The sequence below is a fragment of the Leptodesmis sp. genome (genome assembly GCF_052746595.1).
Map to the genome: position 1 here is coordinate 13,205 of NZ_JBRAGO010000023.1, position 20,937 is coordinate 34,141.

A 20,937-nucleotide genomic window follows, 5' to 3' on the forward strand; every position below is an offset into this window, starting at 1 on the left:
CACTATGCCTGTTTTAGAGTCGCTTTGGCTTGTTGCCAGAGGGTTTCCAGTTCGGCCAGGGTGTAGTCTTCCAAAGGGCGATCGGCCACTTGTTCCATTAACTGCAGCCGTTGAATGAACCGCTGGTTGGTGCCCTGCAGAGCCGTGCTGGGATCGAGGTCATGCCAGCGGGCGATGTTGATGATTGTAAATAATAAATCGCCCAGTTCGGCTTCCTGATGGGCTTTGTCCGTGCTGTCCAGCGCTTCTTTGAATTCGGCCAGTTCTTCGTTGAATTTATCCCAGACCCCTTCTATGGTTTCCCACTCGAACCCAGCAGCAGCGGCTTTCTGAGAAATTTTCATACTGGCCATTAAGGGGGGGAGCGATCGAGAATAGCGGCTTAACTTCTGACTCAGGGGTGGAACAACCTGGGGATCGTGCCCTTTTTCCACGGCTTTAATCTGTTCCCAGTTGCGGTGTACATCCTCCACGGTTTCAACAGCTACATCCGCAAAGACGTGAGGATGGCGACGAATCAGTTTATCGCTGATGCCCTGGGCCACTTCTCGCAACGTAAACTGATCCAACTCACTGGCAATTTGCGCCTGCAACACTACCTGCAGCAACAAATCTCCCAGTTCTTCACAAATCGCTTGAGGAACACCACTACGAATTGCATCTACGGTTTCATACGCTTCTTCAATCACGTAGGGGATCAAACTTTCAGGGGTTTGAGCCAAATCCCAGGGACATCCCCCTTCTGGCGATCGCAATCGTGCCACCACGTCCACTAGATGTTGAACGGCATTGAGCAGATCCATGGGAGAGGCTGAACTGTCAGAATTAGCCATGCAAAGATTGTAAGTTTGGAGTTCTAAATTCTAAGTGTAGGTGGCCATGTCCGACTTGTAACTCTTACAAAAGTCCTTCCTGTTCCAGATCCTCAATCAGCTGCAGTCCGCGTGGATCCCCTACTCGCAGTAAGGCCGCTCTGGCATCTTCGCGAACCCCCAAATCTTCATCTTCTACGATCGCTTCCAGCAGCCCATCGATCGCAGTAGCATATACCACATTAGAAGGCAATTCCCGGCATAGTTGGCCGACAGCCCAGGCACAGTTACTGCGAACGGCGGGAATCGGATCTCGTCTCAGCGCTTCTAACAGGGGTGGAATAGCAGCAATCACAGCCTCGTAGCCAACAGATGCCATTTGCGCCAGGGAACTGGCTGCCCACAGCCGCACTGCCGGAATATCGGTTTTAATGGCCTCTATCAACGTGGGAAGGCTGCGGCGATCGCGACAATTTCCTAGGGCCCAGACCACGCCCTTGCGGACGTACCCATTCCAATCACGGTTGTACTGAACCACCAAAGAATCAACGGCTTCCTGACTGGGATTCCGCCCCAACCCATAGGCAGCACTGACCCTTACCAGGGGGCACCCATCCTTAAGCAGCCGGATCAGGTGAGGAATCGCCCGTTCGTCTTGAAGTTCACAAAAGGCACGAGCAGCCAACATCCGCTGATTGGTCTGTGGCGACTCTAGCAATGCCAGCATTTCCTCTGGATCCGGTTTCGCTGCTTCTGCCTCGGCATCAACAGGGGCCATGTGATCCAGGGGGCTATCTAAATCGTCCTTGTTAAGGAATGTTAAATCGTCGTCTTCATCGTACATAAGACAACTTTACAGCACAGAGGGGGAGCTAATTACAGTGACAGCAGTCACCTCGTTGGGCGCCATGGGGAGGGAATGCGCCAGACACTTTCCGATCGCAGCCTCCAGCGTTTCGACATCATAGGGTTTGCAAATATAGTCTATAAAGCCAATTTGCATAGCCATTGCCTGTTCTTGAAAGCGTGCCGCTGTGAGTGTAGTCGCGGTTTTAACCGCCAGATACTAAACGAACTGGCATGATTGTGATGTTACAAAATGTTCTCATCTGAGCGTTCGTTCCATTAATCAAAAAGCCTCCTAAGGATGGTGAGATTAGAGGGCAATAAAAATCCCTGCGGCGATCATCCGCTGCAGGGAAGTCTCACTCTAGGAGGTCGGAACCAAGATCTGAACTTAAACTTGTTTTCTAAGAGTACCCAAACTCGCTCGCAGCTCAACTCAACAGGGTTTGACTGGCCATCTTTGCTCAGGGATGCATCGAGTGTCGCCCCCAACACTCGATGGTTGAAAGAGGTAAGCTTGGTAAACCTTTAAGCTGCTCTTTCTACAGTTTCAAGATAGCTCCCAAGACGGAGGCTACACTTCGCCTAATCGGAGCAAACCATCGTAGATGGAGGGTGAATAGAGGCTCACCTGATTGGATGATGGCACTGGAAAAAGGTGAGGGCCGTGTTGCCATAAATCTTCTGGCGGCAGATTTCCAAAGTCGGTGGTACTGAGAAGGGATCTCGATCGGGACTGTGTTCAACGGCCAGTTCCCCCTCTGGAGCCAGCAAATGATACTGGGCGATCGCCGCTAATACAGGCTCGTAGCAATCGCAGGCATAGGGTGGGTCGAAATAAATTCGATCAAAGGTCTGGCCTGCCAGAGTCGGTAACTTCTTGACCACATCACCGCGAATGACCTCAAACGTTTGTCCCTCGCCTGCGACCTGCCGCCAGTTCTGCTGAATCAGCCCACAGGCCCGACTGGATTGTTCAATTCCGACCACTCGAACGGCTCCCCGACACAGGGCTTCTGCTCCCATCGAACCACTGCCTGCACATAAATCCAACCAGTGGCAACCTGCGATCGTTCCCTGCCAGATATTGAATACGGCCCCCCGGACTCTGGCCAGCGTTGGACGAGTATCTTGACCCGGCAGCGTTTTCAGCAGACGATTTCCATAGATGCGCAAACTCATGGCTTGATTCCCGGTTTGCTCAATACATTGACCGGTGGTAATAGACGCGATGCATCGTGTTTCTCTCTCAATCCCCAACCCCCAATCCTCACTCTCTTACTGGGGATTGCCAACTTCTACCGCTGGTTTATAAAGAATCTCGTTGCGATTCTCTGAACTGACTGAGTTGGCTGTTTGTAAAGGTTGGCGGGGGGCAATCGCAGCAGGAGTGGGTTGAACTGTTCCCCAACGGGTGGTCAGTCGTTGCAATAAGCTATCTTGTTGTTGCCGCAAATCCTCCAGGTCGGTGCCCCGATTAATGATCGTAAACCAGATCAGTCCCCGATCGCGGGTGGGCAATACCCCAGCCAACGCACTGACATCATTCAGCGTGCCTGTTTTGACCACTGAAGCTGTGGGAATTTTGCGAGCTTCAATCGTACCGTGATGATCTCGACCGGAGATGGGAAACAGGTCGGCGATCGTCAGGTTGTGCTCCTCGACATACCGCTGGATGGCTATAAACATCATCGCAACGGCTCTGGGAGAGATGCGATTTTCCACTCCCAGCCCAGAACCATTTGCCAACAAGATTTCGGAAGCTGGGGCACCTGATAGCTCTGCCGCTTTTTGAGCCACCACCTGATGACCACCTAGCAGATCGGCCAGCGATTGGGACATGACATTGTTGCTGTAAATGTTCATGTTTTTGAGGATCTGACTGAGGGGCAGAGAATAGTGCCGCAGCAAGGGAGTCAGGTTTCCGGCAACCCCATTTCCTGGCACAACCTGAACGGTTCCGGCGATCGCCACTTTGGGCTTGACCGTTGCAGCAGGCAATTGCTGATATTGGTAACTGGCTTCCTCCGACCAGCTTTCAGCATTCAATGCTTCCCTCAGCAATTCCCCCGCTTTGTCTGGCTTCACCTCAAAATTCATGGCAAAATTGCCGACGATCACCAGGTTGCCCATGACCCGGTTAATACCCATCCGGTTCAAGGTATTCCCCAGGGCAAACGCCTCTTCCCACACAAATAGCGGATCGCCACCGCCCTGAATTACCAGATCGCCGTACAACGTGCCCTGCTGAATTGGCCCAGATGCACTAACCAACGTTTCAAAGCGATGGTCTGGCCTCCAGGTTGCTAAAGACACGAGTGAGGTAGCCACTTTCGTTAAAGAGGCAGCAGGCAACGGTGTCGTTCCTTGATTGCTGGCCAATAATGCAGGCCCAGTCTGCAGCCACACTCCCTGGGCGTTGGTTAACAGTCCTTTGGTTGCCAATTCCTTGAGATAGCGTTGCACGATCGCTTCAGTGTCTGGATCCACCTCCTCTCCCGGAGCCACTAACCAGGGAGTGTTTTGCAAGACGGTGACGGCTGAATTGAGAGAATCCGGTACTCCGGCCATCGTCAGCCAGACAGAGGTAAGTGTGGAATTAAACAGATCCAGCACAGTTTGCCTATCCTTAAGGAGTTACAAAAATGAGGCGGACTAAAATTCGCTAGAGTTCAGTATAGATGCTCCTGGAATTTTGGCATGGCTCAATCGGATCCAAATCGTGTTTTAAGGCTGCTACCGATCGTGGTAGGCAGTCTTGCAGGTAGTTTGTTGTTTGTGAACCGCTTGTTCACACCTGAGTTAACCGATTCTCAGGCTCGCTCGGATGTTCTGGGCGTGATTGCCTGCGCTATTTTGATCCTGACGGGTTTGCTATGGCAGCAGATTCAGCCCCGCTTACCCGACAGTGTGGAATTAATCGGTAAAGAAAGATTTGAGCTAAAACCGGGATTACCAGAATTTATTCAAGCAGAACTGGCCTGGGCTTCTCATTTGCTACTGACGAATACTGTTACCCGTTCATTAGTCCTTTGGTATGATGGCGAGGTGTTACTCCGGCGAGGTATTTTACCCGATCGGCAAGAGGTCGTTCCTGGCCCGATCGTGCAACGGGTAGTGGAGAAACAAAAGCCTGTCTATCTGGTTGCGCTGAAGACCTATCCCGGTAAGATTGAGTTTAACTATTTGCCAGAAAATACCCAGGGCGTAATTTGTCAGCCTGTTGGCAAGCAAGGGGTGTTAATTCTAGGAGCCAATGCTCCCCGCAGTTACACCCGCCAGGATGAGCAATGGATCGCCGCGATCGCAGACAAACTAGAATATTCTTTGAGTCGGAAAATTTCTGTGGGCAGTGGATAGTCTGGCAGTGGTCATTCGTCATTCGTCATCGACAAAGGAAAGCCAAAACTCTTCACTCTCAACTCTTCATTTTTTACTCCCAACTCAAAACTTAGAACTCAAAACTGCATGCTTTCTCTTGTTCTCTCTGCCTCTGTGCTGCTGCCCATCTACTGGATTCTGGTGGCTGTTATGGTAATTGGGGTGATTGGTGCGATCGTTCCAGCCCTTCCTGGCATTGCCCTGGTTGCGCTGGCAACTCTGATTTGGGCACTGGTCGCTGGGTTTACTCAAAGTACCGTGATTCCCCTGGTAGTAGCAGTTGTGTTGCTGCTGGTCAGTATTGGGATTGATTTTCTGGCGGGTTATTTGGGAGCAAAATATGCTGGCGCCAGCCAGTGGGGGCAGGTTGGTGCGATCGTTGGACTAATTTTGGGACTGCTGGGGCTGTTACCCACACTGCCGATCGGTGGGCCGATCGGGCCAATCGTGGGAATTATCTTTAGCTCAGTAGCAGGAGCGGCGATTGGAGAGTTTCTGTACCGTCGAGATGTGATACAAGCTGTGAAAGCGGCGATCGGAATCGTTGTAGGCAGTGTTGTAGGCAAACTCCTCCAATTTGTCCTGGCTTTAGTCACCCTGGTTGTTTTTCTTGTGAGAACCTGGCCCTATGCCAGCTAACCTCTCCAAGCCCTCATCCCCCATCTCCTAAACAGATGAAGTTGAGTTGGGCTGAGGAGAGCTACCAGGAGCAGGGGTACACTTCTGCAGACGTTGCACATTTCTCTCAGCACGTCGTTGCATCTCAGAATTACCTTGGTTCTGATAAAGATTCGCCGCATCCCGGAAACCCTGAATAGCGTCTGCGCACTGGTCTTTTCTTGCCAGCGCCAGCGCCCGATTGAAAAAGGCATCGGCATAACCACGAACCATGAGGATGGCCTGATCGTAATTGGTAATAGCAGTATCCAACTGGTTTTGGGCAGCGTTAATATTGCCAAGATTGTTGTAAGCCTTGGACTGGTTGGCGGGGTCTGGCTTCAGTTGCAGAACTTTTTGATAATCCTGAGTAGCCCCATCCAAATTATTTTTGCCAAAGTAGGCATTTCCCCGATTCAGGTAAGCTTCTGTCAGGTTTGGATTGAGCTGAATCGCTCGACTGGCATCATTAATCGCCTCATCGTAGCGCTGCTGGGCCACATAAACCTGGCTGCGATTGCTAAGGGCTTCAGCAAAATTAGGATTTAAGTTCAGGGCCTTGTTGTAGTCCTCCAGGGCGGCTGTGAGATTACCCTCCTGGTAATGAGTCACTCCCCGATTGAGGTAGAGATTGGGGTCGTTGGGATTGAGTTGAATTGCTTGAGTCAAATCTGCGATCGCTTGCGAGTTCCGGCCCTGTTTGGCTTGTTGAGTGCCCGACTGAAAGAAGCGATCGGCAGCCTCTGGATCTTTAACAGGAGGCACTAAATAAGTTCTGGCCGCTAACCAGGCTCCCGCCAGAATGCCTAGAGTCATACCCAGGAGAATTATACTGATCAGCCAAGGACGGCGATCGACCTTCACTCGCGCCCGCGTCCTTGGCTCCTCTGCAGGGGGTTGCTCCGCAGGGTTGTTAGCCGCCATCTCAGCTTGAAAGTCTGGTTGGCTGGGAGAGATCACTTCAGACGAGGCAAATTCTGTATTGGCAGCCGGCTCAGAAACGGGTTGTTGCCCCATTGGCTCAGACGAGGCAGCCCCTGAAACTCCGGATTCACCTGGATGGGCAGCGAGTTGTTGTCCCCTTTCCCCCGAAGCAGCAGCCCCTGGAATGCCTGTCTCCTCCTTTTTCAGCATTTGTTTAACCACAGCTTGCACATTGGAGGGAAGTTGGCTGAGAACTTGCTCCAAGCTGGAATTACCTGGGGATGAAGCAGCATTTTGAGGCATGGCATTTGTGGCTTCAGGTGTCCCTACCTCTGCATCGGCAGAGCGGGATGCAGGATGGGTATCTGCTGGGACAGGACTGTGTGGACTGGCCGCATCGGTTACAAGTCGGGGTGGCTCAACGGTAGTTTCGTTGGTTTGCAGGACGGTTCTAGCGAGTTGTTGTTCGATCGTCAGGACATCCTCATCTCGGAGATGCAGTACCTGGCGTAAGGATTCCAATTCCTGGCGATCGCGATCGGAGAGGGGATATCCGCGCTCCATCGCCTCCTGATACTGCTTCTTATAGAACTCCAGATCCTTAGGATTTGCAGGTGACTGATTTTCCTGACCGGGGCTGGGGAGAATCAACTGCGTATCACTATCGGTCAAGCTCAGTGCTTTTTGCCACCTTTTCAGTGCCTCATAAGCTTGTTCATTCGGATTCATCCTGTCCCCTATGCATCAATTTAGACACCTTTTCTTGATACAACTGTAGCCGCTGCTGCCGCTCTCGCCAGGGTCGTAACACTTGATCTTCAATTTCCGTTGCATCTTGTAGAGACAAACCCAAATGATGGCGGAAATCGTTCAACAAATTACGTCCGGTGAGAATGCGGAATTCAGTTTTATCAATTTCGCTTTCGCTGCTCTGGGTAATTTTCTCCAAAAACTGGCGGTACCTGACAGAGGGAATTCTAGAAGGCACCTGCAAGACCATTTGGTTGGCTGTCTCTTCAGAGCCATAAAACTGAGGATGCTGATCGGGAGCCGCAATCCGCAACTTTTCCTTGGCGTAACAATGCAATTCTTTAACGGTTAAGGAGCCATCACAGTCTGTATCTGCGGAGCCTGTGCTGGCTCCTTCGGCCAGATATCGAGTATAGCTCCAGGCATCTAAACTCTTTGGTTCTGGCTCATGTTGGGTATAGGTAGTTGCGGTTAGGATGACCCGACGATTACCAATCATGTGATCGAAAATACTTTCCATGAGCACTTCTGGCTGGTCAGGTGCAATTCCTAGCGTGAGGCGAAAACAACAATCAAAAATAACAACCTGGCGCCAAGCGGGACTACTGTTCATAATATTGAGCAGAAAACTGGCTGGCAGCGTGCGCGATCGGAGCAAGTGGCCCCACTCATCTAGGGCCGTAGAAGGGGAAACAAAATAAAGCTGACCATCCACATCCTGAATCCCATAGCCAGAGAACAAAAACAGGATCTGATCGTCGCCTTCCCGTTGCCTGAAAAACCGCTCGATCGCCTCGGCCATTTCAGGGAGGGGTTTATCGTACAACGTTTCCACCTGAAACCCATTGTTCATGCTTTGTAGCGCTCGCTTTAACACCTCCCCGTTGGTTCGTGCCTTCCGGAGAGGTGGTAAATCCATCTGGCACGAACTCACACCTACTAGCAGTGCAGCCTTCTCCATGAGTTACACAACCGCCAATTTCGTATGCTCAATCCGGGTTCCCAGCAAGGTTAAGAACTCGGCTAACCAACGAGGATGGGCTGGCCATGCCGGAGCTGTTACCAGATTGCCGTCCACAACGGCCTCATGCACCGGAATGTCGGCATAGTATCCACCTGCACGGATAACCTCGGGGCCACAAGCCGGATACGCAGAACACCGTTTTCCTTGCAACACATTTGCTGCAGCTAATAACTGGGCACCATGACAAATGGCCGCGATCGGCTTACCAGTCTGGGCAAAATGTTGCACTGCCGCTATCACCTCTGGATTTAGCCGAATATATTCCGGTGCCCGTCCTCCTGGAATCACCAGTGCATCGTACGCTTCTGGCTGCATGTCGGCAAAAGTGGCATTCAGGGTAAAGTTATGGCCCGGCCTTTCACTATAGGTTTGATCACCCTCAAAATCATGCACTGCCGTCCGTACCGTTTCACCCGCCCGTTTATTTGGGCAAACAGCATGTACCGTATGTCCCACCATTTGCAAAGCTTGAAATGGCACCATGACCTCGTAGTCCTCCACAAAGTCTCCTACCAGCATGAGGATTGTTTTCCCAGCCATATTTAAGCTCCTGTGGCAATAAATGAATCAAAAATGCGGAAATAAACTAAGTCCAGCTAGAGAACAGAAGGTTTCCCATAAGAGAAACTGTGGTTCTGGACTTGGACAAGGTTTAATTTGCAGTTTAAGGCAATTTAACACCACAACTGTTCACCCGGAGGATTGTGCAGCAGTCCTCGAATGTTGGCTTCCATCACCCGATAGGGCTGATTGGCCTGGAAATCGCCTTTCCAGGAATTGAAAACTGTGCAGAATGGAGTGGCTGATCGACCATCCAATTCCCGGCCTGGTGAGAAAGCTTGCAAGGAGACTAATGTGCCAGCACCGGGGCGATCGAGGGTAAAACGTAAGTCATTGACTCCTTTTTGCACCCCACTGACTGGCTTACTGGCCATTCCCGCTTGAATCAACTCGACAGCTTGAGCATAGTTTTTGGTCTGACAACTAGCCACGATCGCGGCCTCATCTTTAATCAAAAATATCCTGGGTAGGGGATCTTTAATTCTGATGAAAGATTCCTGAATGCGACTAATCTGGCGATTGTCTTCAATCGTGTAACCATACTAACCATACATTGAAGTTATCCCCATGAATCGCAGTAGAGGAATTTGCTCTGCTTGAATCACCTGATTTGGAGGAATTTGCAGATGCAAGCTCTCACTTAAAACAGAGAAATTACTGGACATAAATGTTGCAAACGCCTGATTTAAGATGGGGTCAAAAACTTCAAGCCATTCGTATTTTCTTAACAGATTCGTATTCGGAGTGTCGGCGTTTGACAAAATCCGTTCTTGAGCCAAATCCAAGCCTGCGATCGGGAAGGGGGAGTAGGGGGTGAGCGCCTTGGGGAAGCCAAACGGTTTCAGCCCCAAAGAAGCCAGCAGCAGCAATCCCATGAACACATTCCATCTGGGACGAGCAGAATCAGTGACTAAAAATATGACGCAAGCCGCGATCGCAACGATGGATCCCATTCAAGCCATAAGGACTTGATCAAACTGATCGAATCTGAACTTCCAGGCGGGATCGGTAATTTGAAACAGGACGACGAGAAGGACTAATCCAGTGGAAACCGCTAAGACCAGCGCAGTCAACCGACGGCGGCGCAGGAGCGGCATCTCAATCAGCCAGGAAAGGGCAATAACGGCACTCATTGCGATTAAAAGATGAATGTAATTAATATATTTGGTGAGTTGAATCGTATTGACAAAGGGTAAAGTCGCAATAATTTTCTGAAATGGACTGAAACTAGAGATATTGATAACTCCTAAAATTCCGGCCATTAAGGTTACTAGAAATACAAGCTGATTGGGATACTGATTGGTTTTCCTGAAGTTGAGTTTTCCGACATTTAAGATCAGAATGCTTAGACCCGCGATCGCCAGAAACAGCAAGAGGGGATGAATCGGAAAGGTGGCCTACTCGAAGTTAGAACTGATAGATGAGCGATAGTAGGCTTGATGCGACCCATTGATATAAGGGATGAGCCAGCTCAATAACCACTGCGGACTGATGGAAAACGACGATCGCGCCGTGCTTTCTACAGATTGCATCCATCCCTCCCGTTTGCCAATTAAATAAGGCAAAACAGCAGGTGTAGTGATTAAAGAAAAAGCACAGGCTAAAATGAGAGCCAGTTGCCAGCGAATATAGAGTCGGAATAACAGGAATGAGCCGATCGCCAGAAGCAAAATATGCAGCACCTGAAATAGATCAAAAAATTGGGAAGAAGATAGATCCATCACTGGCAGGAGTAGATTGGGAGGATAAAGCACCCCAGATTGAAGGGACTCTAGGAGAAATGCCCCCAAGCCATTATCCAAATTGATGAACGGTATTTCTCCCTGCCGCAAAGCTATGCCAATATGGAATAACCAGGGATGATCCTGCTGGCTTCCGGCAGCTGGATCGACAACAGGTAATAATTTGCCAAACCGTTTCGAAAAATCAGTAGAAGCTTCGTTAAAAGAAATTGTATAGTTCAAAAAAATAACTTCAAAATAAGTCAGGAACGGAGCAATTAAGAATAGTCCTATCAGTACTTTTTTTGCTATTCAGGAGAGTGAAGATTTTTGATTTAAATTCAGGCATGACTAATGGCAAGAACTGATAGCTGAACGTGATATGTAAAATGTTGCATTCAACTATATCACCGTCGGTTGTTTGAAAATTGCCGCCTTCTACCCGGTATGCAATTTGTCTTGTAGCCAGCGAATGAAATTGCAGCAGCAAAGAATTGAGAGACTATGGCAGAATGAACGGGGTAAGTTCTCTTGGCCCAGTTGTCTTTATGGCTAAATTCGTGTTTGTCACCGGCGGCGTCGTTTCCAGTATCGGTAAAGGGATTGTGGCGGCCAGCCTGGGACGGTTACTGAAATCACGCAATTATTCAGTTTCCATCCTGAAACTGGATCCCTATATCAATGTGGATCCAGGTACGATGAGTCCGTTTCAACATGGGGAGGTGTTTGTTACGGAAGACGGGGCCGAGACTGACCTGGATCTGGGGCACTACGAGCGCTTCACCGACACCTCTATGTCTCGCTTGAATAGTGTGACGACGGGATCCATCTACCAGGCGGTCTTAAACAAGGAGCGCCGGGGAGATTACGAAGGCGGCACCGTGCAGGTGATCCCCCACATCACGAATGAGATCAAGGAACGAATTCTGCGCGTCGCTAATAATACCTCTCCCGATGTCGTGATTACTGAAATTGGCGGCACAGTCGGTGATATCGAGTCTCTGCCGTTCCTGGAAGCAATTCGCCAGTTTCGTAAAGAAGTGGGCCGACAAAATGTGCTGTATATGCACGTCACCCTGATTCCCTGGATTCCGGCAGCGGGAGAAATGAAGACCAAACCCACGCAGCACTCCGTCAAAGAATTGCGATCGATTGGGATTCAGCCGGATATCCTGGTTTGCCGTAGCGATCGCCCTCTGCCATCGGGACTCAAGGAAAAAATCTCCAACTTTTGTGATGTGCCTCCGGAATGTGTGATTGCCTCACCCGATGCCGCCAGCATCTACGAAGTGCCATTAATTCTAGAGCGCGAAGGATTGGCGAACCAGGCGATCGAGTTATTGCAATTAGAACAACGAGATCCCGATCTGGCGCAATGGGCGACACTGGTAGAGCGACTGTACCGTCCCACCCGCCAATTGGAGATTGCGATCGTCGGTAAGTATGTGCGCCTGGGAGATGCCTACCTGTCTGTGGTAGAAGCGTTGCGCCATGCAGCGATCGAACTGAACAGTGCCCTCAACCTACGTTGGATTAACTCAGAAGATATTGAGGAGCATGGGGCAGAGCAGTATCTGACCGGAGTTAACGGCATCATTGTACCGGGAGGATTTGGTATTCGGGGGGTGGATGGCAAAATTGCCGCCATCACGTATGCCCGTACGCATCAGATTCCTTTCCTGGGGCTGTGTTTGGGAATGCAGTGTTCCGTAATCGAATGGGCCAGACACGTGGCTCATTTAGAAGATGCCAACAGTGCGGAGTTCAATCCCCAGGCTCACAATCCCGTCATCAACCTGTTACCCGAACAGCAAGATGTAGTCGATCTGGGTGGCACGATGCGATTGGGCCTCTATCCCTGCCGTCTGGCTCCTAACACACTGGCCTTCAGTCTGTATAAAGAAGAGGTGGTGTACGAACGGCACCGCCATCGGTATGAATTCAACAATGCCTATCGCAATTTGTTCATTGAATCTGGATACACCATTAGTGGCACTTCTCCCGATAGCCGCCTGGTAGAGATTATTGAACTGGCCGATCATCCCTTCTTTATTGCCACCCAGTTTCACCCTGAGTTTCAATCGCGACCGAATCAGCCCCATCCTTTATTCAGAGGTTTAATTCGGGCCGCCTTAGCAACCCAACCGGAATCCCTGGCAGGAGCTGGTGTTAACTCCTATACCGACTCTTTAGCGGAAGCTTCACAGGACAAGGAGGTACATCCAGTAACTTCATCCCTGATCTCTGCGGCTGAGGTTTCGTAGGGGTGAAGTATAATCATATACCCTGTGTAGAAACCTTGTTCTTACGACATTGTGGCTTACTGGATTAAGCTTACCTACGATCGCAATACCTATCTTGTCGATCTGGATCGGGTCAGCGCCTTTTGCTATGTGCAGAATGGCCGTATTTCCTTTTCAGTGATGGATGGGACGGTGACGATCGTGATTAAAGCAAAGTGATCCCAATACTTATCAAGCCATTCTGGACTATGTGGAGAAGCAAACAGGGCAGTCTCTCCGGTAATCAGGGAGGCTTATTGGGTGTTGAGATTGATCCCTACGCTCGGATCCGGGGGAGGAACCTGAAAGAAATCAATCGCCCGGTTATCGATCGTGGGGGAGGATGGAGTATAAATCAGGCCAGGAGGAATAATATTGAGGATTTTGCTACCAGAGCCTGGTTTTACTCGTAAAGAGGCAGTGACCTCCTTAAACCGGGTGGCATCATAGATGCTGAATCTGGCAGAAGCATTGGCAGCCTGACTGGAGGTATCCAGTGAGAGGGGTTCAGTCAACAGAAACTCAATGCGAGTTTCGGCAACGGACTGCATTCGTTCCCCGTTAGTTGTTTGAGCGAACCCTGTGGCTGGCAGTGCGATCGCACTCCACACCCCTAGCCCGAGCTATTAGACGTTTCATATTCCTGCCCTTAATTGCAACTTCCTACTGATCTGAACGGTATTGCGCCGATTCGGCGATCGCCAAAGCCTTTAACAAAATGTTAATTCTTATTCAGTTAAGATGCCTTCCCCAATCCGGGCGACATCTTTAGTCATAGAATAAAAGACTTTGGATTTCCAGTTTTAGAATTAAAAAACCTTCACAGGCCAATTACTCATCGGTGCTTTCTTTGACATACGGGATGCCCAGAGCGGCGGGGGGCGTGGATTTTCCGGCCAGCCCAATTAAAGCCAGAAGCGCAGTGACATAGGGCAGCATGGTGAGTAGCTGGTAGGGAATGGCAAGATTGAATGCCTGTACCCGCAGTTGCAGGGCTTCCGTCGCTCCAAACAACAGGCAGGCCAGGGCCGTATAAACCGGATGCCAGCGGCCAAAAATCAGGGCAGCCAGGGCAATAAATCCTTTGCCTGCACTCATCCCTTCCGTAAAAAACCTGACATGCACCAGCACCAGATAGGCACCCCCTAAGGCCGCCAAGATGCCACTGAGGGCAACACTGACATACCGCACCCAGGCTACCCGAATGCCCGCCGTATCTGCTGCCCTGGGATATTCTCCGACCGCCCGCAGAGTCAGCCCTAAACTGGTATGAAAGAGCAGATAAGTGATCAGCGGAATCAGCAGCAACAGGCTGTAGGCCAGCAGATCCTGGTTAAATAGCAGCGGCCCCAGGAGGGGAATCTGGCTCAGACCAGGAATAGCAATCGCTGGGATCCCTGCCAATTTTTGGCTGGTTTCCAGGTTAAAAACGAGCCGCGCCCCGAAAGCGGTTAATCCGGCGGCTGACAGATTGATGGCTAAGCCCGACACCAGTTGATCAACTCGCAACGTCACACTCAGAAAGGCATGGAGGATCCCTACCAGGCTGCCGACCACGATCGCCGCGATCGTCCCTACCCAAACATTCCCGCTGGCAAAGGTGACGGCGGCACTGACAAATGCCCCTGTGAGTAACATCCCTTCCAGAGCAATATTCAACACGCCCGATCGTTCCGAAAACAGTCCTCCTAATGCCGCAAATGCCAGGGGAATGGATAAGCGCAAACTGGCAGAGAGGTAGTCGGAAAGGAAGACGAGGTTGTTGTCCATGTACTGTGAAAGGGAGAGGTCTGTCAAACTAACGCTCATTCAAGCAGGGGAGAGGCGAGGAGATGACCCGCTTTCACGGCAAAAATCTGAGACGACTTCAGCCATTGAGCATCAAAGGAACCGAGATGGGTCGTGGTGATCAGGGTCTGAAAGCGATCCTGAATCGTTTCCAGTAACTGATTTTGCCGGTGCAAGTCCAGTTCAGCTAGCACATCATCCAGCAGTAACAACGGTGGTTCGCCAATCACCTCCTCAATCAACTTCAACTCAGCCAATTTGAGAGCCAATACCAATGTCCGTTGTTGCCCCTGAGAGCCATACTGTCGTGCTGAAGTCTGGTTAATTGTAAACTCTACCTCATCCCGGTGCGGCCCAACCAAGGTGGTGCCCTGATGCTGCTCTGCGATCGCCCGCTCTTGCAACTTACTCAGAAAAGCGGCCTGCACCACAGCCGGATCATCCTGTTCCATGGGAACGTGGGGGTGGTAGGTGAGGGCTAATTCTTCTTGATGGCCGCTGATCGCCTGGTGCCAGTGTGCCGCCAGGGGGGCCAGTCGCTGTACTACTCTGGCTCGGCGGCGAATTACGCGGGTTCCAGCTACGGCTAATTGAGCATCCCAGAGTGCCATTTCCGTAGCCGGTGAGGAGGTGGGGGTAGAGTCGCGATCGTCCTTATTCCCTTCAATACTCAGAACCGGAACAAGCGGATTGTTGAATGCCTCCTGCCGCTTTTTTAACAAGGCATTACGCTGGCGGAGAATGTGGACGTATTGCTGCAACACATGGGCATACACTGGTTCCAGTTGGATCAAGAGAGAGTCTAACCAGGCGCGTCGTTGTTCCGGGCCACCGCGTACCAGATCTAAATCCAGACTGGAAAACTGCACCAGATTCAAGGTTCCCAGAAAATCCAATTGGCGGCGCAGAGATTGACCATTCAGAGCGACTGTGCGTCGACTGTTACTGCGCAGCACCATGGACAGATCAACGGTGCCAATTTCCCGTTCTAGGGAGGCCGTAATGTGAGCGAGGGGTTCGTCATCCCGAATTAAGTCTCGATCGCGGGAGGTACGATGCGATCGCAGCGTGGAGAGTAGCTCTACCGCTTCCAGTAAATTCGATTTTCCCTGAGCATTATCCCCCACCAGAATGGTCTTCGGGGCTGAAAAGTCTACCTGCTGGTCTATATAATTACGAAACTGGCGAAGGTGAAGGGTGCGGAGATACATGGGCGGGGCAAGAAGACATTAGAGCGATCGCCAGACTTCGCGAATGGCCTGCCCAACTGCCTGAAACCGATGCTCAGGAAGGGGAATCGGAGCATTGGTAAAAAGATAGTAGATGTCACCCGTTTCCGTTACTTCAAATTCAGCCGCAAATTCCTTCGCCCAGGCATCCATGTGTTGGCGAGCAATCGCGGGTTCCAGGCGAGTAGCGACGGCAAAATCCAATACCGAAAGCCGCCCCTGATTGGCCTGCAGGAGGTAGAAGAAGCGATCGCGGATCGCGTGATGCTCAGCTTTCAAGCTGGTGTAAATCAACAGTCCACCCAACGCTAAAGGAGTCAAACCAAAAAAGGCCAATAGAGTCAGGAGAAAGGTCAGCAGAATGCCACTGGGATGGGCGATCGCAATTCCCAACAGCAGGCCCAGAGATACCGTTCCCCCCCCGACCAGAAATAAGCCGCCAATCAGCTTGCCTAATTTTCCCCAAATCTGATTGAGCACGGGTTAGCCCTCCCACAATCCAAAACTAAATCACACATTCAAACTAGCGTGTTCTGAAGGGTTTCGTCAGGTTTTCTACATAGAAATTGGTTAGTAAGAGAGCGCTTGAAAAGTATCTGGCAGTTAAAACCGCGACACTCACCCAGTCTGTCGACGCAGACTCAATACGATCAAGGTTTTCAGTAACCTGCATCGGCAGGTTTTCTCGCCATAGCCGCGACTTCAGTCGCCAAGGTAACTGCGATGCCGTTCCTCAATTTCCGATGGGGAGATGGGGAGATGGCTACAGCGGCCCGTTAATTCTGTTGTTGAAACCATACACTTCCCGACTACCAGCCAATGCAACTAGATTGACGGCTTTTTCATCGCCTGGCTCAAACCGGACTGCCGTACCAGCGGGAATATCTAAGCGCATCCCACGAGCCTGTTCGCGATCGAACCGCAGCGCATTGTTGACCTCATAGAAGTGGAAGTGGGAACCGACTTGAATAGGACGATCGCCCGTATTCGCCACCGTGATTGTTACGGTTGCTCGGCCTGCATTCAGTTCAATGTCACCCTCTTCAACAAACATTTCTCCGGGAATCATTGTCTATCTCCTAGTTGTTTTGATCATCCATTTGCTGACAAATCTTTTCTTTGTAGATGACAAAAGCTACTTTCATCGTGCTTTCGTCTTCTCTGGCTGATGCTCACTGCGTTGAATCTGTCAGTGGGGAACCAACAGGAGGCGATCGGTGAGCATGGGCTACATTTAGCGAATGGGATTATGCACTGTCACTAACTTTGTGCCATCAGGAAAGGTCGCTTCCACCTGCACTTCATGAATCATTTCCGGCACCCCGTCCATCACGTCTTCTCGTTTCAACAGGGTTGCTCCATAGCTCATTAAATCCGCTACGCTGCGGCCATCCCTCGCACCTTCCAGCACGGCTGCTGTAATGTAGGCGATCGCTTCGGGATAGTTCAGCTTCAACCCCCGCTCCTTGCGACGTTCAGCCAACAAGGCCGCGGTAAAAATTAACAATTTGTCCTTTTCTTGAGGCGTGAGTTGCATTCTCAATCACTCCCGATGCTAAAGTTGCCAGACTCTGGGAATACAAGTCGAACGATGCAGATACGTTTTTCTTACCAGTTGCCAGACGGCGATTAACCATTGGCGTGCTGCCATTGTAGAGGCACCCCGGTAGCGGCACAGTAAACCAGCCATCAATCGGGTTACTCCTGCTTCACCGCGATCGCCCTGCCACAACGCTCTGGCCTGTTCCACCAGGTCGGGGGACACGTCCTGGCCCATGTAGGCAAAGCTGCCCACGATCGGACATCCCGTCAAGCCATGCGGACTGTAAAAAGTTTCCTGGCTCCCTGGCAACCACTGGCGATCGATCCAGAGCGGTTTTCCCTGTTGCCAGACTTCCGTGTGCGATCGCCACTCTCCAGCCAAAAACTGCTCTCCCCGTGCCGTTCTGCCAAAGCGGGTCAACTCCCAACCCAGCCACTGGGCACCAGGAGCTAATTCAATCCGGGTTGCCTGACGATACAGAGCCTGGTCAAATACGATCGTTTCCTGGGGTAACCATTCCAGGCAGGCGGCGGCGGCAACCTGAATCTGGCTCGTCTGTTGGGCTTCCTGGCCATTGGTGCGGTAGATTTTGTGGGCGGCGGCGGTGGTCATCAAGACCTGAGCTTCCGGCTGTAGATGAACCTTGACTGCTAGCCGATCGCCCCCCACAATACCTCCAGCCGTATGCAACATCACGGTATGGCAAATTTCTTCCCCTTCGGGATAGAGCGATCGTTGCACTTTCAAAGGAGCCTGCATATGGCTGTGGATCATCTGCGTGGCCTGGCCCACACGACCATAGGCAAGTTCCAGATGGCCCTGCCAGTTGGACGAGACCGGATGAGAGGTTGGCAATCCGCTGAGCTGAGTTCTATTCATGCCCATAAACCATACCAGAATATTCCCGCCCCCCAACCTGAACTTTTTCTGAAAGTACGGTAGAAGGCTAAATCAAGCGATCGAGTACTGAGCTAATAGCAGGCAGAAGGCTGAAAATGACCTCCCGTAGGATAGGAGGAATCCATTACTCCAAAAGGTTCCTAAAATGATGGAAGAGCTTCAGCAAAATCCCTACATTCGTCTGATTGAACAACTGCTGCAATGCCCTAATGGGCAGGAACCTGAAGTACTAGATGCCCATCCTGAATTGCTGAATGCCGATCTGGTACAAATTATGGTGCAAGTAGCCTCCGGGTTTGCCCATAATGACAATCCTGATGCCGCCCGGTTCCTGGTGCATGTTGCGCGGGAATTAGCCAAGCAACTCGGCCTATATCCACAGACAGTCACTGAGAAATCTTAGAGAGCGTAACGCAATGCCTGAACGGGATGTGCTCTAGGGGGAACCAAAATCATGATTTGCAATCCTGGTTGACTGACAAATCTCCTGAACACCCACTGCCTCACCAGAAAATCAATTTCCTGGCTCATAGCCAAAGTCATCTAAAGATGACTGGACAAGAGTTTCAGTCTATTCGAACGGACTTGCGCTGTTAGCCCCAAATTTTAGGGCGAGTTGACAACAGAGACATGAGCCTTTCAGAACTTTGGTCAGTCAATCAGTTTGCCATCTACCTGATCCCACAAAATTCTTCAATGTTATTGATTTAAACCTTGTCCAAATCCAGAACCATAGTTTCTCTTATGGAAAAACTCCTGTTCTCTAGCTGGACTTGGTTTACAGGCTTGCCAGAGAGAAGAAGGCAGAAAAGTCAGAAAGTTCCTCATGACCCAGACTCGGTCTTTCATGAAGATAGTTTTTCGTCTGCCCTCTGCCTTCTGTCTCGATCGCTCATTAAGCGATCGCAACCAGTTGAATATCAAACGTGAGGTCTTCGCCTGCGAGGGGATGGTTGGCATCCAGAGTGATTGTGGATGATGATACGTCTGTAATAATCACAGGGATCACTTCGCCCGTGGGATGTTGCAGTTGTAGTTGCTGACCCACCTCCGGATCCAGATCGGTCGGGAGTTGTTGACGTTCGATCTGTAAGACCATTTCTTCCAGGTAAGGTCCATAGGCGCGATCGGGTGGGATCACTTCCGTTTTCGATTCGCCCGGTGACATGCCAATCACCGCTTGTTCAAAGCCAGGGATAATGCTGCCTGTGCCAATGGTGAACTCCAAAGGCTCCCGTTCCTGGGAAGAGTCAAACACCGTGCCATCATCTAGCTTGCCAGTGTAATGAACCTTGACCGTATCCCCTTGTTTTGCCTGTGGCATGATTATGCTCCTTCACGGTACACGTATTCTGTTATGGTGCGATCGCTCTTTCCACTTCTGCCTATTTTGACCGATAAACTTAAGGTTGTGGGAAAAGACCTATATCCCTGGTGTACCGATCAGCGATAGATTATTAGCGCCCACCTAACTATTGTCGTGTGTCTGCCAGTCAATCTTTTATGTCGCGATCGTCCGTCAGCTTAGGAATTGGTGGTATTGTTCAAACGTATGCCTGGAACTGGAAAGGCAAACCAGTTTCGGTGATTTATGAGGTCTTAGGGGAGGGACAGCCAATTCTGCTGCTGCCTGCCTTCAGTACGGTTTCCAGTCGGGCCGAAATGCGGGGTCTGGCCGCCCAGTTAGCTAAGCGGTTTCAGGTGATTGCTGTGGATTGGCCCGGTTTTGGCGAATCCGATCGCCCTGGCATTGACTATCAACCTGCGGTGTATCACGAATTTTTACGCAGTTTCGTCCGATCTCAGTTCTCCGATCCGGTGGTGGTGATTGCAGGTGGCCATGCCGCGGGTTATGTGATGCAGTTAGCCCAACAATCGCCTGTCCCCTGGTCTTACGTCATCCTCACGGCTCCGACCTGGCGCGGCCCCTTACCCACAGCTATGGGAGAGCATCGCAAGGCTTACAAGGTACTCCAGCAAATCGTCCGGCTGCCCATCCTGGGCCAGTTCCTCTATTTTCTGAATACCCTGCTCTGGTTTCTGCGCTGGATGTATCAGCGGCATGTGTACGCTGATCCCAAACATATTACCCGTTCTTTGATGGCGGAGAAATGGCAGGCCAGTTGTGGACGGGGGGCACGCTTTGCCTCAGTCGCTTTCGTGACAGGGGCACTGGATCCGGTGCGCGATCGCATGCAGTTTATTGACTACTTCCAACCGCTGCCTGTCCCGGTGTTGATGGTGATCGGCGAACAAACGCCGCCCAAGTCCAGGGAAGAAATGGAAATTGTGGCGCATTTTTCTGGGGTGCAGGTACTCCGGATGCCCGGTTCGTTGGGCCTGCATGAAGAATATGCGGATGAGTTAATGGCTGTGCTGCTGCCGATGTTGAATAAATTTTTTTCCTGAGTGAGGAAATCCAGATGCAAGGCTCCAGACTGCGGCAGGCTGATCTGCAGGACGCTAACCTGCAAGAGGCCAGTCTGTATGGAGCCGATCTAGCAGGAGCCAACTTACAG

General features: G+C 50.9%; 27 protein-coding genes. 7 read left to right on the forward strand and 20 right to left on the reverse strand.

What is annotated here, in order from left to right; translation table 11 throughout:
• Positions 1-2: 2 nt before the first annotated feature.
• The 5 genes from mazG to ACUVQO_RS07195 all read right to left on the reverse strand — a co-directional run bounded on the left by mazG (position 3) and on the right by ACUVQO_RS07195 (position 4,274).
• On the reverse strand, positions 3-833 hold the full coding sequence (mazG, locus tag ACUVQO_RS07175; RefSeq protein ID WP_445925204.1) for a nucleoside triphosphate pyrophosphohydrolase: 831 nt from the start codon (positions 831-833) through the stop codon (positions 3-5).
• Positions 834-897: 64 nt separating this feature from the next.
• Positions 898-1,656 carry a HEAT repeat domain-containing protein gene (locus tag ACUVQO_RS07180; protein WP_445925205.1) on the reverse strand — a complete coding sequence of 253 codons (759 nt, stop codon included), beginning with the start codon at positions 1,654-1,656 and terminating at the stop codon, positions 898-900.
• 9 nt (positions 1,657-1,665) lie between these two features.
• Positions 1,666-1,821: a hypothetical protein gene (locus tag ACUVQO_RS07185; protein WP_445925206.1), complete on the reverse strand. Its 156-nt coding sequence runs from the start codon at positions 1,819-1,821 to the stop codon at positions 1,666-1,668.
• A 464-nt stretch (positions 1,822-2,285) separates the two neighbouring features.
• Positions 2,286-2,840: a 16S rRNA (guanine(966)-N(2))-methyltransferase RsmD gene (gene rsmD, locus ACUVQO_RS07190; RefSeq protein ID WP_445925207.1), complete on the reverse strand. Its 555-nt coding sequence runs from the start codon at positions 2,838-2,840 to the stop codon at positions 2,286-2,288.
• Between the two features lie 96 nt (positions 2,841-2,936).
• Positions 2,937-4,274, reverse strand: a complete 1,338-nt coding sequence (locus tag ACUVQO_RS07195; protein ID WP_445925208.1) for a D-alanyl-D-alanine carboxypeptidase — start codon at positions 4,272-4,274, stop codon at positions 2,937-2,939.
• Between the two features lie 84 nt (positions 4,275-4,358).
• Between ACUVQO_RS07195 and ACUVQO_RS07200 the strand changes: the two genes are divergently transcribed.
• Both ACUVQO_RS07200 and ACUVQO_RS07205 read left to right on the forward strand, forming a co-directional pair.
• Entirely contained in the window at positions 4,359-5,018 is a 660-nt protein-coding gene (locus ACUVQO_RS07200; protein WP_445925209.1) for a cofactor assembly of complex C subunit B, read from the forward strand.
• Between the two features lie 108 nt (positions 5,019-5,126).
• Entirely contained in the window at positions 5,127-5,678 is a 552-nt protein-coding gene (locus ACUVQO_RS07205; protein ID WP_445925210.1) for a DUF456 domain-containing protein, read from the forward strand.
• A 27-nt stretch (positions 5,679-5,705) separates the two neighbouring features.
• Here the strand turns inward: ACUVQO_RS07205 and ACUVQO_RS07210 are convergent, their stop codons facing one another.
• The 7 genes from ACUVQO_RS07210 to ACUVQO_RS07240 all read right to left on the reverse strand — a co-directional run bounded on the left by ACUVQO_RS07210 (position 5,706) and on the right by ACUVQO_RS07240 (position 10,919).
• Positions 5,706-7,349 (reverse strand): tetratricopeptide repeat protein, encoded by a 1,644-nt coding sequence (locus tag ACUVQO_RS07210; RefSeq protein ID WP_445925211.1) that lies wholly within the window; start codon positions 7,347-7,349, stop codon positions 5,706-5,708.
• On the reverse strand, positions 7,336-8,331 hold the full coding sequence (locus ACUVQO_RS07215) for a caspase family protein (RefSeq protein WP_445925212.1): 996 nt from the start codon (positions 8,329-8,331) through the stop codon (positions 7,336-7,338). The genes ACUVQO_RS07210 and ACUVQO_RS07215 overlap by 14 nt, the downstream gene beginning before the upstream one ends.
• A gap of 3 nt (positions 8,332-8,334) precedes the next feature.
• Positions 8,335-8,934, reverse strand: a complete 600-nt coding sequence (locus ACUVQO_RS07220; protein WP_445925213.1) for a DJ-1/PfpI family protein — start codon at positions 8,932-8,934, stop codon at positions 8,335-8,337.
• Positions 8,935-9,068: 134 nt separating this feature from the next.
• Positions 9,069-9,410: a hypothetical protein gene (locus ACUVQO_RS07225; protein WP_445925214.1), complete on the reverse strand. Its 342-nt coding sequence runs from the start codon at positions 9,408-9,410 to the stop codon at positions 9,069-9,071.
• A gap of 87 nt (positions 9,411-9,497) precedes the next feature.
• Positions 9,498-9,908, reverse strand: coding sequence for a hypothetical protein (locus tag ACUVQO_RS07230; protein WP_445925215.1), 411 nt, complete (start codon positions 9,906-9,908; stop codon positions 9,498-9,500).
• On the reverse strand, positions 9,909-10,328 hold the full coding sequence (locus ACUVQO_RS07235; protein ID WP_445925216.1) for a hypothetical protein: 420 nt from the start codon (positions 10,326-10,328) through the stop codon (positions 9,909-9,911).
• Between the two features lie 24 nt (positions 10,329-10,352).
• On the reverse strand, positions 10,353-10,919 hold the full coding sequence (locus tag ACUVQO_RS07240; RefSeq protein WP_445925217.1) for a hypothetical protein: 567 nt from the start codon (positions 10,917-10,919) through the stop codon (positions 10,353-10,355).
• 305 nt (positions 10,920-11,224) lie between these two features.
• Here ACUVQO_RS07240 and ACUVQO_RS07245 point away from each other — a divergent pair, with 305 nt between their 5' ends.
• Together ACUVQO_RS07245 and ACUVQO_RS07250 are read left to right on the forward strand one after the other, a co-directional pair.
• Complete coding sequence (locus tag ACUVQO_RS07245) at positions 11,225-12,940, forward strand: CTP synthase (protein WP_445925218.1); 1,716 nt, start codon at positions 11,225-11,227, stop codon at positions 12,938-12,940.
• 51 nt (positions 12,941-12,991) lie between these two features.
• Complete coding sequence (locus ACUVQO_RS07250; protein WP_445925219.1) at positions 12,992-13,138, forward strand: hypothetical protein; 147 nt, start codon at positions 12,992-12,994, stop codon at positions 13,136-13,138.
• Positions 13,139-13,212: 74 nt separating this feature from the next.
• Here ACUVQO_RS07250 and ACUVQO_RS07255 read toward each other — a convergent pair whose 3' ends face one another.
• From ACUVQO_RS07255 to ACUVQO_RS07285, 7 genes are all read right to left on the reverse strand, one after another.
• Positions 13,213-13,509: a hypothetical protein gene (locus tag ACUVQO_RS07255; protein WP_445925220.1), complete on the reverse strand. Its 297-nt coding sequence runs from the start codon at positions 13,507-13,509 to the stop codon at positions 13,213-13,215.
• A gap of 280 nt (positions 13,510-13,789) precedes the next feature.
• Positions 13,790-14,728 (reverse strand): ABC transporter permease, encoded by a 939-nt coding sequence (locus ACUVQO_RS07260; protein WP_445925221.1) that lies wholly within the window; start codon positions 14,726-14,728, stop codon positions 13,790-13,792.
• A gap of 35 nt (positions 14,729-14,763) precedes the next feature.
• Complete coding sequence (recF, locus tag ACUVQO_RS07265) at positions 14,764-15,957, reverse strand: DNA replication/repair protein RecF (protein WP_445925222.1); 1,194 nt, start codon at positions 15,955-15,957, stop codon at positions 14,764-14,766.
• An 18-nt stretch (positions 15,958-15,975) separates the two neighbouring features.
• The gene (locus tag ACUVQO_RS07270) at positions 15,976-16,455 is read right to left on the reverse strand and encodes a hypothetical protein (protein WP_445925223.1); all 480 of its coding nucleotides are present in this window, start codon (positions 16,453-16,455) and stop codon (positions 15,976-15,978) included.
• Between the two features lie 283 nt (positions 16,456-16,738).
• A complete protein-coding gene (ureB, locus tag ACUVQO_RS07275; protein ID WP_445925224.1) occupies positions 16,739-17,044 on the reverse strand; it encodes an urease subunit beta in 306 nt (101 codons plus the stop codon).
• Between the two features lie 165 nt (positions 17,045-17,209).
• The gene (gene ureA / locus ACUVQO_RS07280; protein WP_445925225.1) at positions 17,210-17,512 is read right to left on the reverse strand and encodes an urease subunit gamma; all 303 of its coding nucleotides are present in this window, start codon (positions 17,510-17,512) and stop codon (positions 17,210-17,212) included.
• 18 nt (positions 17,513-17,530) lie between these two features.
• Complete coding sequence (locus ACUVQO_RS07285; RefSeq protein WP_445925226.1) at positions 17,531-18,397, reverse strand: urease accessory protein UreD; 867 nt, start codon at positions 18,395-18,397, stop codon at positions 17,531-17,533.
• A gap of 166 nt (positions 18,398-18,563) precedes the next feature.
• Between ACUVQO_RS07285 and ACUVQO_RS07290 the strand changes: the two genes are divergently transcribed.
• A complete protein-coding gene (locus tag ACUVQO_RS07290) occupies positions 18,564-18,821 on the forward strand; it encodes a hypothetical protein (RefSeq protein WP_445925227.1) in 258 nt (85 codons plus the stop codon).
• A gap of 492 nt (positions 18,822-19,313) precedes the next feature.
• Here the strand turns inward: ACUVQO_RS07290 and ACUVQO_RS07295 are convergent, their stop codons facing one another.
• The gene (locus tag ACUVQO_RS07295) at positions 19,314-19,742 is read right to left on the reverse strand and encodes an FKBP-type peptidyl-prolyl cis-trans isomerase (RefSeq protein ID WP_445925228.1); all 429 of its coding nucleotides are present in this window, start codon (positions 19,740-19,742) and stop codon (positions 19,314-19,316) included.
• 179 nt (positions 19,743-19,921) lie between these two features.
• Here ACUVQO_RS07295 and ACUVQO_RS07300 point away from each other — a divergent pair, with 179 nt between their 5' ends.
• Entirely contained in the window at positions 19,922-20,827 is a 906-nt protein-coding gene (locus ACUVQO_RS07300; protein ID WP_445925229.1) for an alpha/beta fold hydrolase, read from the forward strand.
• Between the two features lie 14 nt (positions 20,828-20,841).
• Positions 20,842-20,937: pentapeptide repeat-containing protein (locus ACUVQO_RS07305; RefSeq protein WP_445925246.1), on the forward strand; the 96-nt coding region annotated here is incomplete at its 3' end.

Coding starts and splice junctions, on each gene's coding strand:
- mazG (WP_445925204.1), bottom strand. CDS start 833: ATGGCTAATTCTGACAGTTCAGCCTCTCCCATGGATCTGCTCAATGCC.
- ACUVQO_RS07180 (WP_445925205.1), bottom strand. CDS start 1,656: ATGTACGATGAAGACGACGATTTAACATTCCTTAACAAGGACGATTTA.
- ACUVQO_RS07185 (WP_445925206.1), bottom strand. CDS start 1,821: ATGGCTATGCAAATTGGCTTTATAGACTATATTTGCAAACCCTATGAT.
- rsmD (WP_445925207.1), bottom strand. CDS start 2,840: ATGAGTTTGCGCATCTATGGAAATCGTCTGCTGAAAACGCTGCCGGGT.
- ACUVQO_RS07200 (WP_445925209.1), top strand. CDS start 4,359: ATGGCTCAATCGGATCCAAATCGTGTTTTAAGGCTGCTACCGATCGTG.
- ACUVQO_RS07205 (WP_445925210.1), top strand. CDS start 5,127: ATGCTTTCTCTTGTTCTCTCTGCCTCTGTGCTGCTGCCCATCTACTGG.
- ACUVQO_RS07210 (WP_445925211.1), bottom strand. CDS start 7,349: ATGAATCCGAATGAACAAGCTTATGAGGCACTGAAAAGGTGGCAAAAA.
- ACUVQO_RS07215 (WP_445925212.1), bottom strand. CDS start 8,331: ATGGAGAAGGCTGCACTGCTAGTAGGTGTGAGTTCGTGCCAGATGGAT.
- ACUVQO_RS07220 (WP_445925213.1), bottom strand. CDS start 8,934: ATGGCTGGGAAAACAATCCTCATGCTGGTAGGAGACTTTGTGGAGGAC.
- ACUVQO_RS07230 (WP_445925215.1), bottom strand. CDS start 9,908: ATGGGATCCATCGTTGCGATCGCGGCTTGCGTCATATTTTTAGTCACT.
- ACUVQO_RS07245 (WP_445925218.1), top strand. CDS start 11,225: ATGGCTAAATTCGTGTTTGTCACCGGCGGCGTCGTTTCCAGTATCGGT.
- ACUVQO_RS07255 (WP_445925220.1), bottom strand. CDS start 13,509: ATGCAGTCCGTTGCCGAAACTCGCATTGAGTTTCTGTTGACTGAACCC.
- ACUVQO_RS07260 (WP_445925221.1), bottom strand. CDS start 14,728: ATGGACAACAACCTCGTCTTCCTTTCCGACTACCTCTCTGCCAGTTTG.
- recF (WP_445925222.1), bottom strand. CDS start 15,957: ATGTATCTCCGCACCCTTCACCTTCGCCAGTTTCGTAATTATATAGAC.
- ureB (WP_445925224.1), bottom strand. CDS start 17,044: ATGATTCCCGGAGAAATGTTTGTTGAAGAGGGTGACATTGAACTGAAT.
- ureA (WP_445925225.1), bottom strand. CDS start 17,512: ATGCAACTCACGCCTCAAGAAAAGGACAAATTGTTAATTTTTACCGCG.
- ACUVQO_RS07285 (WP_445925226.1), bottom strand. CDS start 18,397: ATGAATAGAACTCAGCTCAGCGGATTGCCAACCTCTCATCCGGTCTCG.
- ACUVQO_RS07290 (WP_445925227.1), top strand. CDS start 18,564: ATGATGGAAGAGCTTCAGCAAAATCCCTACATTCGTCTGATTGAACAA.
- ACUVQO_RS07295 (WP_445925228.1), bottom strand. CDS start 19,742: ATGCCACAGGCAAAACAAGGGGATACGGTCAAGGTTCATTACACTGGC.
- ACUVQO_RS07300 (WP_445925229.1), top strand. CDS start 19,922: ATGTCGCGATCGTCCGTCAGCTTAGGAATTGGTGGTATTGTTCAAACG.